Source organism: Paenibacillus sp. HW567 (assembly GCF_000374185.1).
GTDB lineage: Bacteria > Bacillota > Bacilli > Paenibacillales > Paenibacillaceae > Paenibacillus_AQ.
The window spans coordinates 1465818-1479382 of sequence record NZ_KB910518.1; the positions used below are offsets into that span (position 1 = coordinate 1465818).

Below are 13565 nucleotides of genomic sequence, written 5' to 3' on the forward strand. Positions count from 1 at the left end.
AGCGGCTGTGTTTCGACGGCCGTTTCATTTGTGTTATAATGGGATTTATATATAATTTACAACATCTAGGAAAGCGGGGAATACTCGTGCTGCTTCCACAAATAAATGATCCGCAGCAACTTAAATCTTTGTCAGTCGAGGAGCTGGCTACCCTTGCGGAGGAGATCCGCCGGTTTCTGATCGAGAAGCTTACGGTAACTGGCGGACACCTCGGATCGAATCTCGGGGTAGTGGAGCTCACGCTGGCCCTGCATTACTGCTACGACAGTCCCCGGGACAAAATGATCTATGACGTTGGCCATCAGGCTTATGTGCATAAGATTCTGACCGGCCGCCAGGACCGGTTTGACACGCTGCGCAAAAAAGACGGGTTATGCGGCTTCGTGAAGCGCTCAGAGAGTGAGCACGATGTGTGGGAAGCCGGACACAGCAGCACTTCCCTGTCCGCAGCGATGGGGATGGCGATGGCCCGTGACCTGAAAGGCGAGGACAACAAGGTTATCGCAGTGATCGGGGACGGGGCGCTGACCGGCGGGATGGCGTTTGAAGCGCTGAACCATATCGGCCATGAACGGCGCAAGCTGATGGTTATTCTGAATGACAACGAGATGTCCATTGCTCCGAACGTAGGGGCGATGCACAATTATTTGAGCAAAATCCGTTCGGACCGCCATTACCTGCGGGCGAAGGATGAAGTAGAAGGTCTGCTCAAGAAAATTCCCGCCATCGGCGGAAGGCTGGCCAAGACCGCTCAGAATGTGAAGGACAGTCTTAAATATATGATGGTTCCAGGTGTACTGTTTGAGGAGCTTGGCTTTACATATCTTGGACCGGTTGACGGCCATGACGTGGAGAAGCTGATTGACACCTTCCATCAGGCGGATAATGTATCCGGGCCTGTCCTGGTGCATGTTCTGACTACGAAAGGCAAAGGCTACAAACCTGCTGAAACCGATTTCTATAAATCGCATGCGATTTCCCCTTACAAGATTGAATCCGGCCAGTCCCTAAAAGCGGTAGGCACGCCGATGTACACCGAAGTGTTCGGCGAGACGCTGATTGAGCTGGGACGCGGGGACAAGAGGCTCATTGCTGTGACTCCGGCGATGCCTGGCGGCTCCGGCCTGTTCCCGTTCGCCAAGGAGTTTCCTGACCGGATGATTGATGTCGGCATTGCCGAGCAGCACGCGGCTACGCTCTGCGCGGCACTGGCGATGGAAGGGCTGAAGCCGGTATATGCCGTCTACTCGACCTTTATGCAGCGGGCATACGATCAGATTGTGCATGATATCTGCCGTCATAACGCCAATGTTATGTTCGCCATCGACCGTGCGGGCTTTGTCGGTGCCGACGGTGAGACACACCAAGGGGTTTACGATATCGCCTTTATGCGCCACATCCCCAATATGGTAATGATGATGCCGAAGGATGAGAATGAGCTGCGCCATATGATGAAGACGGCACTGGAGTATAACGATGGGCCGATTGCCTACCGTTATCCGCGAATTAACGGAACAGGGGTTGCGCTGGATGCTGAGTTGAAGGTTCTGCCGATCGGTTCCTGGGAGCGTCTGCGCCTTGGCGATGATTATGCTGTGCTGGCCTGCGGCCCGATGGTTCAGGTGGCCGAGGAAGCAGCGGAGCAGCTTAAGCGTGAGGGCATTCAGGTGGGGGTTGTCAATGCGCGGTTCCTGAAGCCGCTTGACAGCTCCATGTTGCTGGATCTGGCCCAAGCCGGAACAGGAATGATCGTGCTGGAAGAAGCCAGCCAGGCGGGAAGCCTTGGCAGCGCTGTGCTTGAATTTTATGCGGAGCATGAAATTTATGATGCGCGCGTTCATTTGATGGGTGTACCGGATGTTTTTGTCGAACATGGCTCCGTCAAGGAACAGCGTCAGGATACCGGACTTACCGTTGAAGCCGTGATGGGCCGGATTAAGGCTATGAAGGCATCAAGCGCGTATTCCTACAAGACAACTTCAACCTCCTGAAGAGGAACGTCGAAGCGGTAACATGAAGAACAATCAGGAGATGACCATGGAACACCCAAAAGAACGGATAGATGTATTGCTAGTGGAACAAGGCTTTTACGAGAGCCGCGAGAAGGCCAAGGCCGCCATTATGGCCGGTCTTGTGCTTGCAGATGAAGAGCGGATTGAGAAGGCCGGCATGAAGGTGCCGCGCAGCGCAACCTTGAGGGTTAAAGGTGCAGTGCATCCTTATGTCAGCCGGGGCGGACTCAAGCTGGAGAAGGCGCTGCGGCAGTTTGGCATTGATCTGAACGGGCGTACCATGCTGGATATCGGCTCTTCTACAGGCGGCTTTACCGATTGTGCCCTCCAGAATGGAGTGAGCCATGTTTATGCCATAGATGTCGGCTATAACCAACTGGACTGGAGCTTGCGCAATGATGAGCGGGTAACAGTGATGGAGCAGACGAATTTTCGCTACATGACGCCTCCTGATCTGCAGGGGCCGGTTCCTGACTTTGCCAGTATAGATGTCTCCTTTATATCCCTGAAGATTATCCTGCCGCCGCTTAAGGCGCTGCTTAATCGTCCGGCAGATATTGCAGCGCTGATTAAGCCGCAATTCGAGGCCGGACGGGAGAAGGTAGGCAAATCCGGCGTAATCCGTGAATCGGCTGTCCACAAGGAAGTGCTTATGAATGTGCTGGGCATGGCCGCAGAGCTGGGCTACCGCCTGGAAGGCTTAACCTTCTCTCCGATTACCGGCGGGGAAGGGAATATAGAGTTTTTGGCACACTGGAAGCTGCTTCCCGATGCTGCGGAGACTGCAGCAGGGGAGCATGATGCAGCCGGAGGCCGTAAGCCGGAGGACTTCACTGCGCTCGCCGATACAGTGATCAGCGAAGCCGCGAACACCTTCAAAGTCAGTAACTCTGGAAACTCATCGAAGAAACGATGAGTTTCTTTTGCTTAGCGGCCGGAAGTCCAAACATTCCCCGCAGTTGCGACCAGACCCTTGTCTTCCCCCATCTGCGAATTCTGGGCAAACTAGGCTCTGATAAGCAGGATTTCACCGGCCCTCAAGCGAATTAGTCACCGAGGTGATGGAATTGGCGGGCTCGGATCAGGCCGTGATGGTGTTAATTGGACTGGCGGTCGCAATATTTGTCATTTACCGGATTTACATCTGGCTGCAAAGCTCTCCGCGTTCTTTTATGAAGGACCGGGTGCCGATCAACAAGGATATTCTGCCCTCACCATCCATTGATGTGCTGGAAGCGGCAGGTTATGAAGTGATTGGCGGCAAATTGAAAATCCCCCTGTCCTTCAAGGTGGATGGGACTTCCATGTACAGCAGGCTGTTCATTGATTACGTGGCCTGCAAGGAAGAAGACAGGTTCTATTTGGTGATACTGTCCCGCCCGCGCAAAACACTGGAGCTTACCGGCAGCGGACTTCGCGACGCCCTGCTGCCCTACCTGCTGATCTACCCTGAATGCAGTGGAGTGCTGTATGTCAACACCGTTACCTCCGTGATCCATGAGATTAAGCTCGGTAAAGACGATGGAGAGTCCAATTAAGGCGCAAACTTTTATAATATGGGAGGCAACAATGAAGGGACACAGGCACATTAAAATACGTGAAATCATTACGCAACAGGAAATTGAGACACAGGATGATCTGGTTGAGGCGCTGCGTGAGGCCGGCTTCCAGGTGACCCAGGCTACAGTGTCGAGGGATATTAAGGAGCTGCTGCTGATCAAAGTCCCTATGGACGACGGACGCTACAAATACTCCTTGCCTACAGACCAGCGTTATAATCCGACGCAGAAGCTGAAGCGTGTATTGGTGGACAATTTTGTGCATATTGATCATTCCGCCAACCTTGTGGTGATGAAATGCCTGCCGGGAACGGCTAACTCTGTTGCAGCGCTGATCGACAATATTGATTGGCCGCAGATTATGGGCACCATTTCCGGCGATGATACCATCCTGATTATTTGCCGCCAGCCGGAGGACAGCAAGAATGTCATTTCACAAATCATGGGATATATATCCTAATCATCCTGCATACATCTTTTCGGAGGTGCTGTATTCGTGTTAGATACGTTGTCGATCCGCAATCTCGCCGTTGTTGAAGCGGTGGATGTGCATTTTTATCCCGGTTTTCATGTGCTTACAGGGGAGACCGGAGCAGGTAAATCCATAATCATTGATGCGCTGGGGCTTGTGGTCGGAGGTCGTGGCTCTGCGGATTCCATCCGCTACGGAACGGAGAAGGCCGAGATGGAGGCGCTCTTCAGTCTGCCAGCCAGCCATCCCGTATGGGAAACGCTGGAGCGTCTGGGCATCACAGCGCAGCCTGAGGAGCATTTGGTTATCCGCCGTGAGATCACCTCCCTTGGCAAAAGCACCTCGCGCGTCAACGGGCAAATGGTGAATCTCAGCATGCTGCGGGAGATCGGCGAGCAGCTCGTTAATATTCACGGGCAGCATGAGCACCAGAATCTGCTGAAGGCGGAACGCCATCTGGGGCTGCTGGATACATACGGCGAGGCTGTAATCGGACCGCTTAAGGTTGACTATCAAGAGAAATATACCGCTTTTGCCAAGGTGGAGAAAGAGCTTCGGGAGCTGCAGGAATCCAGCCAAAAGGCTTACCAGATGCTTGATTTATACCGTTTTCAGTTAGAGGAAATTTCTTCCGCCAGACTAAAACCGGGTGAGGATGAATTACTTGCCGAAGAAAGGGTCAAACTATCCCACAGCGAGAAAATGATGGATTCCGTATCGGGGGCATATGAGCTGCTCTATGACCGGCAGGGTCTGGAGCTGATCGGCAATGTGATTTCCAAGCTGGATGATGCGGTGCGTTATGATGAAAAAGGGCTGCGGGCTGTCTTCGATCAGCTTCAGTCCTCCTATTACCAGTTGGAGGATGTTGCTTTTCAGCTTCGCGACTACCGGGAGGACATTGAATTCAACCCCGCGCGTCTGGAGGATATCGAGAACCGTCTGGATCTGATCTCCGGTTTGCGGCGCAAATACGGGGACAGCGTAGAGCAGATTCTGGCCTATTATGAACAAATTAGCCGTGAGACCGATCTGCTGGAGAATAAGGATGAGTATATCGAGAAGCTGACGGTGAAGCGGGATGGACTTCTAAATACACTAATGGAGGCAGCCGAAGCATTAAGCGGGGCCCGGCGGCAATGTGCAACCGATCTGGCGGCCCAGGTAGAAGGTGAGCTGAAGGACCTGCAGATGGAACGGACCTCGCTGCAGGTCAAAATGGATACGCTGGAGGACCCGCGGGGCGTTGAATACCAGGACCGCCGTTACCGGCTGACCCGGCAGGGGATCGACAGTGCAGAGTTCATGATCTCCCCGAATCCCGGCGAACCGCTGAGACCTCTGGGTAAGATTGCCTCCGGCGGGGAGCTGTCGCGGATTATGCTGGCGATGAAGAGTATTTTTGCCCGGCATGATGCCATTCCCGTTCTAATCTTTGACGAAGTGGATACCGGGGTTAGCGGACGTGCGGCCCAGTCGATTGCCGATAAGCTGTATAAGCTTTCGTCGACCTGCCAGGTGTTCTCCATAACCCATCTGCCGCAGGTGGCCTGCATGGCCGACCATCAGTATCTGATCCGCAAAAAAGTCGAGGACGGACGCACGATGACCGAAGTCGAGTCGCTCTCGGATGAAGGCCGGGTTATGGAGCTGGCCCGGATGCTGGGCGGTGTGGAAATTACCGAAAAAACCTTACATCACGCACAGGAAATGCTCGGTCTGGCCGAGGCCAGCAAAGCGGCTGCAGGGTAAGCGGGACAATGATTGACAGTAATAAAAGCCTGGGGGCAAGGTTATCTTATAGGTACGCAATTGGCGACCACCTTTTTCGTCAAGCGAAAGAAGCAAAAGGGAGCGTGACAGCCATTGAAGCCGAACCTCAGGAAGTTAATCCCCGGCCTTTTATTTGCCTTCTTTCTCAGCTTATCGGGCATAACGGGACCTATTCAGAGCTATGCCGCACCGCTGGATATTCCGCCTGACCGAGCCGTACAGGGGGAGACCCGGAATCTTAAGGTCATCCCGGGAGGGCAGACCATTGGTGTAAAAGTCAAGTCCGCAGGCGTGTTGGTTGTAGGCCATCATCTGATTGAAGTATCGCAGGAATCCAAGCTTTCACCCGGCGAGAACAGCGGTTTGCTGCCCGGTGATCTAATGACCTCCATTGACGGAGTGAAGCTGGATGAGGTATCCAAGGTAGCCAAGCTGGTGGAGCGTGCAGGCAAAGCAAATGAATCACTCACCATTGTATTCAAACGTGCCGGGAAAGAGCACACAGCGAAGCTCAAGCCGGCATATGACCGCAATGACAAAGTATGGCGGCTCGGTCTGTATATCCGCGATTCTGCAGCAGGTGTAGGCACCTTAACCTTTTATGCTCCAGAGCAGGGAGTGTATGGCGCGCTGGGACATGTCATCACAGATATGAATACCGGAACACCGATTGTCGTCGGCAGCGGACACATTGTTCAATCGAGCGTCACCTCCATTTCCAAAAGCCAAGACGGAGATCCCGGAGAGAAACGAGCCCAATTCCTGAAGGAGAGCCAGGTTCTTGGAAATGTGGAGAGCAACACGGATTTCGGGATTTTTGGCAAAATGACACGCAACCCGGATCACAGTCTTTACCAGGAGCCGATTCCGGTCGCCATGAGCAATGAGGTCAAAGAAGGACCGGCTCAAATTCTTACGGTTGTAGACGGACAGCGGGTTGAGCGCTTCAGCGTGGAAATCATCCATGTCGCCCATCAAGAGACACCTGCCACCAAAGGCATGGTGCTGCGCATTACCGATCCCCGGCTGATTGATAAGACCGGCGGTATAGTTCAGGGGATGAGCGGCAGTCCAATTGTGCAGAATGGCCGTCTGGTTGGTGCTGTGACCCATGTCTTCGTCAATGATCCCAAATCAGGTTACGGCTGCTTTATCGAGTGGATGCTCAAGGATTCAGGCGTTGCCCAGCAAGGATATAATCTTCCCTATAATCTTAAGGCGGTTTAGCCTTAAGATTTTTTGTCGAAGGGCAACGAGAAAGATCGAACAATGAAACAAAATATTTAATTATAATCTAACGCCGAAAAAAAATAAAGAAAAATAATTTTCGACAGAAGGATATTCAATTGGCATGTCGAAACAGTAAAGGAGCGAAGATAAATGTTATTTTCGAATAGCAGAGATAAATAAGGAGGAAGCAGCCAGTGCAGAATATTGAAGTGTTGTTGGCAGATGATAACAGGGAGTTTACGAATTTGCTTGCCGAGTACATTACAGAGCAAGAAGATATGACTGTGACAGGCATCGCCTATAATGGGGAAGAAGTGCTTCAAATGCTGAGCGAAGCCCGCAAAATCCCCGATGTCCTTATCCTTGATATCATCATGCCGCACCTGGACGGATTAGGTGTTCTGGAGCGCTTGCGCGATATGGATTTGAAGCCGGAGCCGAAGATCATTATGCTGACCGCCTTCGGTCAAGAGAACATCACTCAGCGTGCTGTGCAGCTTGGAGCATCTTATTATATTTTGAAACCGTTCGATATGGAGGTACTGGCCAACCGCGTGCGTCAGCTTGTCGGCACACAGGGCAGCATGAGCACATCATCCGGCGTAACCGGCTATTCCGGCTCCAGAGCGAATAATGTAGTGCCGCTCTCCAAAGGCAAGAATCTGGATGCGAACATTACCTCGATCATCCATGAAATCGGCGTTCCTGCGCATATCAAGGGCTACCAATACTTACGCGAAGCCATTACAATGGTGTACAACAATATCGAGATCCTTGGTGCCATCACCAAGACCCTGTACCCGGCCATCGCGGAAAAATTCAAAACCACACCGTCACGCGTCGAGCGTGCCATCCGCCACGCCATCGAAGTCGCCTGGACCCGCGGCAACATCGACAGCATCAGCCACCTGTTCGGCTACACCATTAACATCTCCAAATCCAAGCCAACCAACTCGGAGTTTATTGCCATGGTCGCAGACAAGCTGCGGATTGAGCATAAGGTGTCTTGAAGGGGTAAGGAGCAGGATACGTAAGGGGATTTTAAATCATAATGCTAACCAATATCGTCTTTTGTTGGGTTTGTCAAAAACCTGATGAAGGGCGGTATTTTGTGTGTTGGTGGATCATTTTGAATGTCCAGAAAAATCAAAAAAAGCGGTATCAGAATATAGCCCAACAAAAATAAAAAAAACCGGCTGTATACGAGCCGGGGTAATTGTTGGTTTTAACTAAACGTAATAAGGATTTGGTTTGAATAAAAGAATGATGAAGTCAACGAAGGTGCCGATTCCCATTAATCCAAAGGTAAAAAGATACAGGATACCTGTACCGATTTTTCCTTCATAAAATCTATGTACACCGAATACTCCCAAGAAGAAGCAGAGTAAAACGGAAATCCACTTGTCTTTTTTATTACCGTAGCCTCCGTTGTTATTAATATTAGTGTTCATATTTGAGTTGTTAATCACGATTTGAGGCTGAGAACTGCCTCCGTTCAACTCTTCAACCTGCAGTCCGCATTTATTACAAATGACCGCTTTGAGGTGTATTCTTTCTCCACAGTGTTTGCAAAACTTAGTTTGATCTGAAAGATTCGGTTTTGTTGCTCCTAGATTTGAACCTGACATTTTATTCTCCCCCAGCAATAATAATATAGGTAATTTCACCTAGTAGTATATTATCATATATTGTTGAAACAAAGGGAAAATTTTAGTATATTGGTCATTCAGATAATTCAAAATACTCATTTATTAGTTGCTTATTATTTATGTACCGATTTTCAGGTTCTTAGATTTTGCACCTACACCCGGACATCAATCGACGGCCAAGCAGGAACTGCAGGCTCTGTTTTTGGGCTGGGGGCTTGAGCTTCGGCAGCAGCATTCTTGTCTTTGCTTTTTTTGGAAGAGTTATATTTAACCTCCTTGTCGTCCTTATCCCCGGCGGGGTGGAGTGAGGCTGAACCATTTTTTATTGTGGAGGCTTCGTTGTTGTTGTCCTTCAGGTCTGAGACTAAAGCTCCGATCTTGTTGTTGATGCCGTTTATACTTGAGCTGATATCCTGGATATGCTCCCTTTTGGATTGAAGAACAGTCCGTTCCGCATTCTCCAGCATTAGGGTTCTGCCAACATCATTTGTTGGATTATTGGACAGCCGATCCTCTTCCAGCTTAATTTCACCTTGTATCGGCTTAATCGAGCCCTCCATCTGCTTTCTGAGCCCAACGAGCTTGCCCAGACGGTCATAGGTGGTGTGGCTCTTAATGATCACATTCATCGACTGGGCAACGGCACTGGTTTCAGGACTTGCTTCAGCGTTTGCTTCCGGCTGTTTGGTTTCCTCTTTTTTCGGCTGGGCTTTTTCGATTTTTTCCTGCATTTCCTCGGCTTTGATTTGGGCGATCTGGGCGTCAGTCTCCTGTATGGAGGTTTTCAGGGCTTGAATACGTTCCTGCTTCAGCTTTTTATCCATCGTTTCATTGGATCTGACCGTTTCAATTTGTTCATTAAGCTGGGATTTCCGGTCCATTAGACTTTGGATTTCCTTGTCTCTTGATTTTGGAATGGCTTGAGAGCTGGTGGAGGGGACAGGGGTAGAGTTTTTGGATATGGATGAGATGGATGCCACAAGAATTTCCTCCCAATTTAAAGAATTAATTACCATGTATAAGCTATATCGGTAAAGGCGGGCTAGAAAATAAATAGTATAGAGAATTATTCCAAATTGATTAAGGCAATAACTGTTATTATGAAACATGAATTGTTTTGTTGTGTTATGATTAGAAGTGAAGTGATTGTCAGTTTTTGAAAATGAATAATTGCCCTTTCTTGCAGCCATTTATTCATCTTGATCCACAAACGAACACAGAAGAGGGGGATTCCATAATGAGAATCAACATGAAGTTTACCAGCAAGGGTAAAGCGGCGATAGAGAATTTTAACAACGAAGAGCTGCTGGAGATTTTCGCAAGATATATCAGAACATTAACCAAGAAATATGACATTGAAGTGGATGTGCCGCTTGAAGTGAACCAGAATATCGTGAGTGACGGAATCATTATTGCGATGGCGCAGAATGTGAATTGCGATGCGGACACCTTTTTCAAGGAATTGAGCCGTGACGTTAAGGTTCCGCTGAAAAAAAGACTGGGCGGTAAGCTGGAAAATGTCTTCAAAACGGAGTTCATCGAGTAGATCTTCATTGCCTTGTTTCAGGGTACAGAAGGAGAAGCTGCATGCGTAAACTTATGGCTTTTATTATTTTGTTATCTGCTGTGCTCCTTGCTTACCCGGTCTCTGCTTCAGGTGCTACCGTTGTCAACCTTCCCCATAAGGTCTTGACCATTGACGGAACCAGCATTGTAGCCGCGGGCGGGGGAATTGTAGTACTGAATGGTACTCTGCTGAATACCAGAACACAGCACACGCACAATCTGAGCATAGGCGCTGACGAACCGATCCTCGATGTGAAGACCTTAAGCTATCCGGACAAAATAATTGTCCTGACCCGTTCGAAGGAACGGAAGATTCTCAAGTACAGTTTCTCCACAGATGGCAAACTGCTGCAGAAAAGCTTCATCAACATTCCGCTTGGTGAGCAGGGAAGAGCCCAGTGGACTCCCTCAACCGCAAATACGCCTGAACAGGTGTGGGTGCAGAGGGACAAGCTGTTCTCTGTCTACAAGGCACCTTGGCTCAAGGCTGAAGCGTCTTTTGACTCTACCTACAAGGATACCGCTTATGAATATTCCAATGTGATAGACTGGAGAGCCTCTTCTTCACCATACCTTGTATTGGAATATGACGGTGCAGTAATTATGGGCAGCCAGCGGTATCTAACCCTTGTGAATATGAAAGATAATTCGCAGCATACACTTGGGATTGATCAGAACCCCTATCTGAATCTCCAGATTACAGGCAGCAAGCTTGCAGTGACTACGAACTGGTGGTATCAAGACCCGTTCCCTGCTAACGTTGAGCACCCGAAGTCTGATAAGGAGCAGCCGCTGCTTAGCCTGATTGACCTGCAGACCGCAGCCTCGACTGTAATGCTGAAAGGTACGTTTGAAGAGAAATTCGATACTGCTTCCGGGTGGGAGAGTGAACTTTTTGGCTCTCAAATGTACATCAAGAATTTGCTGAACCATACCTGGTCACTGTATGATCTGACTGGTCGCAGTGTATTGTCAAATCAGTCTGCACCAGCGGTTGCGGCCAACAGTACAGCTCATTTCATAGGGTATGATGCCGCAGTGCAGAAGGCTTATTTTGCAACCTTCTCCTCTTCCCAAGCTCAGGTATCCATTACATCCGTTCCTGTAAAATAACAACAAAACAGCCAGTCTACACGATAAAGTGCAGGCTGGCTGTTTTACGCTTGGAAAGGTGTATATGTGGGAGTACTGAAATAATAGCGATTAAGCATCCAAGTGATCGGTACCGTTCAGTTTTCTTCCGGTGAGAACGGTTTGGATAATCTCAATAAAATCAGGTGAAGCGTTGGCCTCCACCGCTAATTCGTAGATGTTCAACAATTGTTCGTCAGACAATAGCTCCAGAGATGAGGGGCGCGGAGAAGGATGAAAGTAATAATCCATTAGATTCCTCCATCGGTTATTTTAGTAGATTGTGAGAATACTGCGAACCCACCCTAAATGGTACCATTTGGAAGCAGATCCGTCTCCTGGCATTCGCCCTGTGAATATATCTTTACATTTCATAGGCATTATGGGATAATATTTGGCTTATTTTAACTTTTATATGTATAAAAGTACGTTTCTGGTTACAGCAACAAGTCCGACACCTAAGTGGTATCGGACTTGTTGCCGTAAAGCATCATTTTGATGATTCGGATGAATCCTTCGTTCGAGAAGCTAAAAATCGTTTGAGCCGTGGTTCATTAGGTTCGGATACTGTAGCAAATTGTTCTCCCTGTTGAAACGTAACAATCTTTCGTTCAGAGTCATAACAGTCAATTTGGTTGAGACTTACGACATTGCTTCGGTCAAGACGTTCAAAGCCATTGCCCTTATAAGCAGCCAAAAGATCGGAAAGTGTAGTAGGGAGAACAAACTCGCCTTCTTTCGTATGGACGAATATTGCATTCTTATAGCTTGAGAAATACAATATATCTTCTTCCCGGATATCCCGGGAGGCTCCGTCGTTTAGCAAGACCCGCATGTTCTCCCCATCCTTGTATGATTACTTCCGCAGTTCTTTAGGGGCTTCTGGACTGTGAACCAAGGGCTTTAATATAACCGCGAAAAGACGGGCGGATGAAGTCAAAGTTTTAGATGCGTAACGAGCAATACTTTCTTTCATACCTATTTCCTCCTTTCTAAAGGGATTACTGTTAGGGATTGGGCCAGAAAAGCCAATCCTAGGACAGACGAGTGAATGAAGAAATTAGTGGCTACTAACAATACAGCGATTAGTTTCATTAAAGGATACGAGCGTTGTGAAATTTGAACATTGGCATCCGGATTAGGTGCAAATAATAGCATCAGAAATAAAGAGAATGCATTATAAATCCACAGATGATCCTTTATCAGGAAAGAAAGGTGAGGAATTGAAGTACATAATGTTATTGAAAAAATATTACAGGCTGTCGCAGTTTTTAGATGCAGTCCCCCAGAGAAGGATCTTAAAACTGCGAAGCTGAATAGCGAGACAGCCGTGTCAGTCAAACTCCCAGTTGCCCATCCTATAATCAAGGAAGTTATTATAATTAACAGAGTGTTAAGTATAATGTTTAATGCATATTGCATGATCTCAATAGAACTTGTTTCTTGAGGGTTGGATCGCTTGATGGTAGCTGCGAGTTTATAGCTGAATATATTCATTTTCGCTCCTGTCTTTTCTATAAGCTAAATAGATATAACCAAATAGAAGCATGATGTACACTAGAATAACAACTAAAAAATACTTGGTATTAAATAGATTTATAATGGAGATTACAATAGCTGCTGTAGGCAGGTTAAGAATGAAAAGAATTTTCTCACGTATTGTTATTTTAATCAAGCCGTTAGGTTTGTCCGGAATAAAATCGAATCCCTTGCGCTTGTGTCCAATATAATAACCGATTCCTATGGCGGTGACAGACGATGAAATTTGTAACAGATGTGTACTAATGTCTATTCCATAGAAAGCATGAGCTGAGAAAAAGCCGATCTGATCAAACAGAAGAATGTACACTAATTGAACGCATATGTAAGCCTGATAAGTCATTCCAGTAAGAATAGCTGCGTAGAACCAATGGATACGGAATAGCATCCAGAAGAAAAAGAAAATTAAGAGGTATTGAATGATGATATCTGCTTCCACCCGGTGATAATCGACACGAATAACATATGAAAAAAAGGCCATGATACTTCCTGCAAAAATCATCTCTTTAAAGTAAAAATCAATCTTGAATATCTTGAAAGCGAGATAAAACATGGCGTATGTTTCCAACACTGAAAACACCATATAGAGCACAAATTCCAGCATGCGTACACTCCCAAAGATCAGAGTAATTAT

The 13565-nt window shown here is 48.1% G+C and carries 16 protein-coding genes; 9 read left to right on the forward strand and 7 right to left on the reverse strand.

What is annotated here, in order from left to right; translation table 11 throughout:
* Window positions 1–86: 86 nt before the first annotated feature.
* The 7 genes from dxs to spo0A all read left to right on the forward strand — a co-directional run bounded on the left by dxs (window position 87) and on the right by spo0A (window position 8056).
* Window positions 87–1991 carry a 1-deoxy-D-xylulose-5-phosphate synthase gene (gene dxs / locus B212_RS0106450; protein WP_019909680.1) on the forward strand — a complete coding sequence of 635 codons (1905 nt, stop codon included), beginning with the start codon at window positions 87–89 and terminating at the stop codon, window positions 1989–1991.
* Between the two features lie 46 nt (window positions 1992–2037).
* The gene (locus B212_RS0106455) at window positions 2038–2928 is read left to right on the forward strand and encodes a TlyA family RNA methyltransferase (protein WP_028530653.1); all 891 of its coding nucleotides are present in this window, start codon (window positions 2038–2040) and stop codon (window positions 2926–2928) included.
* Window positions 2929–3079: 151 nt separating this feature from the next.
* Window positions 3080–3550, forward strand: coding sequence for a hypothetical protein (locus B212_RS0106460; RefSeq protein ID WP_019909682.1), 471 nt, complete (start codon window positions 3080–3082; stop codon window positions 3548–3550).
* 31 nt (window positions 3551–3581) lie between these two features.
* Complete coding sequence (ahrC, locus tag B212_RS0106465) at window positions 3582–4031, forward strand: transcriptional regulator AhrC/ArgR (RefSeq protein WP_019909684.1); 450 nt, start codon at window positions 3582–3584, stop codon at window positions 4029–4031.
* Window positions 4032–4067: 36 nt separating this feature from the next.
* Window positions 4068–5795 (forward strand): DNA repair protein RecN, encoded by a 1728-nt coding sequence (gene recN / locus B212_RS0106470; RefSeq protein ID WP_019909685.1) that lies wholly within the window; start codon window positions 4068–4070, stop codon window positions 5793–5795.
* 114 nt (window positions 5796–5909) lie between these two features.
* Window positions 5910–7043 (forward strand): SpoIVB peptidase, encoded by a 1134-nt coding sequence (spoIVB, locus tag B212_RS0106475; protein WP_019909686.1) that lies wholly within the window; start codon window positions 5910–5912, stop codon window positions 7041–7043.
* Between the two features lie 197 nt (window positions 7044–7240).
* Complete coding sequence (spo0A, locus tag B212_RS0106480; RefSeq protein WP_019909687.1) at window positions 7241–8056, forward strand: sporulation transcription factor Spo0A; 816 nt, start codon at window positions 7241–7243, stop codon at window positions 8054–8056.
* 219 nt (window positions 8057–8275) lie between these two features.
* Here the strand turns inward: spo0A and B212_RS35255 are convergent, their stop codons facing one another.
* The gene (locus B212_RS35255) at window positions 8276–8674 is read right to left on the reverse strand and encodes a TM2 domain-containing protein (RefSeq protein ID WP_019909688.1); all 399 of its coding nucleotides are present in this window, start codon (window positions 8672–8674) and stop codon (window positions 8276–8278) included.
* Window positions 8675–8847: 173 nt separating this feature from the next.
* Entirely contained in the window at window positions 8848–9675 is an 828-nt protein-coding gene (locus B212_RS0106490) for a FlxA-like family protein (protein WP_198015833.1), read from the reverse strand.
* 257 nt (window positions 9676–9932) lie between these two features.
* Here B212_RS0106490 and B212_RS0106495 point away from each other — a divergent pair, with 257 nt between their 5' ends.
* Both B212_RS0106495 and B212_RS0106500 read left to right on the forward strand, forming a co-directional pair.
* Complete coding sequence (locus tag B212_RS0106495) at window positions 9933–10241, forward strand: hypothetical protein (protein ID WP_019909691.1); 309 nt, start codon at window positions 9933–9935, stop codon at window positions 10239–10241.
* Between the two features lie 41 nt (window positions 10242–10282).
* Window positions 10283–11374, forward strand: coding sequence for a hypothetical protein (locus B212_RS0106500; RefSeq protein ID WP_019909693.1), 1092 nt, complete (start codon window positions 10283–10285; stop codon window positions 11372–11374).
* A gap of 90 nt (window positions 11375–11464) precedes the next feature.
* Here the strand turns inward: B212_RS0106500 and B212_RS0106505 are convergent, their stop codons facing one another.
* The 5 genes from B212_RS0106505 to B212_RS0106525 form a co-directional block, all read right to left on the reverse strand.
* Window positions 11465–11644, reverse strand: a complete 180-nt coding sequence (locus B212_RS0106505) for a sporulation histidine kinase inhibitor Sda (protein ID WP_019909694.1) — start codon at window positions 11642–11644, stop codon at window positions 11465–11467.
* Window positions 11645–11882: 238 nt separating this feature from the next.
* Window positions 11883–12227: a LytTR family DNA-binding domain-containing protein gene (locus tag B212_RS0106510; RefSeq protein ID WP_019909695.1), complete on the reverse strand. Its 345-nt coding sequence runs from the start codon at window positions 12225–12227 to the stop codon at window positions 11883–11885.
* Between the two features lie 21 nt (window positions 12228–12248).
* Window positions 12249–12368, reverse strand: a complete 120-nt coding sequence (locus B212_RS34360) for a hypothetical protein (protein WP_019909696.1) — start codon at window positions 12366–12368, stop codon at window positions 12249–12251.
* A gap of 2 nt (window positions 12369–12370) precedes the next feature.
* Complete coding sequence (locus tag B212_RS35885) at window positions 12371–12889, reverse strand: accessory gene regulator B family protein (RefSeq protein WP_019909697.1); 519 nt, start codon at window positions 12887–12889, stop codon at window positions 12371–12373.
* A complete protein-coding gene (locus B212_RS0106525) occupies window positions 12870–13535 on the reverse strand; it encodes a hypothetical protein (protein ID WP_019909698.1) in 666 nt (221 codons plus the stop codon). The genes B212_RS35885 and B212_RS0106525 overlap by 20 nt, the downstream gene beginning before the upstream one ends.
* Window positions 13536–13565 lie beyond the last annotated feature (30 nt).

Bases quoted from the DNA above. Each gene is read 5' to 3' on its own strand.
- B212_RS0106455 (WP_028530653.1), top strand. From the start codon at position 2,038: ATGGAACACCCAAAAGAACGGATAGATGTATTGCTAGTGGAACAAGGC.
- ahrC (WP_019909684.1), top strand. From the start codon at position 3,582: ATGAAGGGACACAGGCACATTAAAATACGTGAAATCATTACGCAACAG.
- B212_RS35255 (WP_019909688.1), bottom strand. From the start codon at position 8,674: ATGTCAGGTTCAAATCTAGGAGCAACAAAACCGAATCTTTCAGATCAA.
- B212_RS0106495 (WP_019909691.1), top strand. From the start codon at position 9,933: ATGAGAATCAACATGAAGTTTACCAGCAAGGGTAAAGCGGCGATAGAG.
- B212_RS0106500 (WP_019909693.1), top strand. From the start codon at position 10,283: ATGCGTAAACTTATGGCTTTTATTATTTTGTTATCTGCTGTGCTCCTT.
- B212_RS0106505 (WP_019909694.1), bottom strand. From the start codon at position 11,644: ATGGATTATTACTTTCATCCTTCTCCGCGCCCCTCATCTCTGGAGCTA.
- B212_RS0106510 (WP_019909695.1), bottom strand. From the start codon at position 12,227: ATGCGGGTCTTGCTAAACGACGGAGCCTCCCGGGATATCCGGGAAGAA.
- B212_RS34360 (WP_019909696.1), bottom strand. From the start codon at position 12,368: ATGAAAGAAAGTATTGCTCGTTACGCATCTAAAACTTTGACTTCATCC.
- B212_RS35885 (WP_019909697.1), bottom strand. From the start codon at position 12,889: ATGAATATATTCAGCTATAAACTCGCAGCTACCATCAAGCGATCCAAC.
- B212_RS0106525 (WP_019909698.1), bottom strand. From the start codon at position 13,535: ATGCTGGAATTTGTGCTCTATATGGTGTTTTCAGTGTTGGAAACATAC.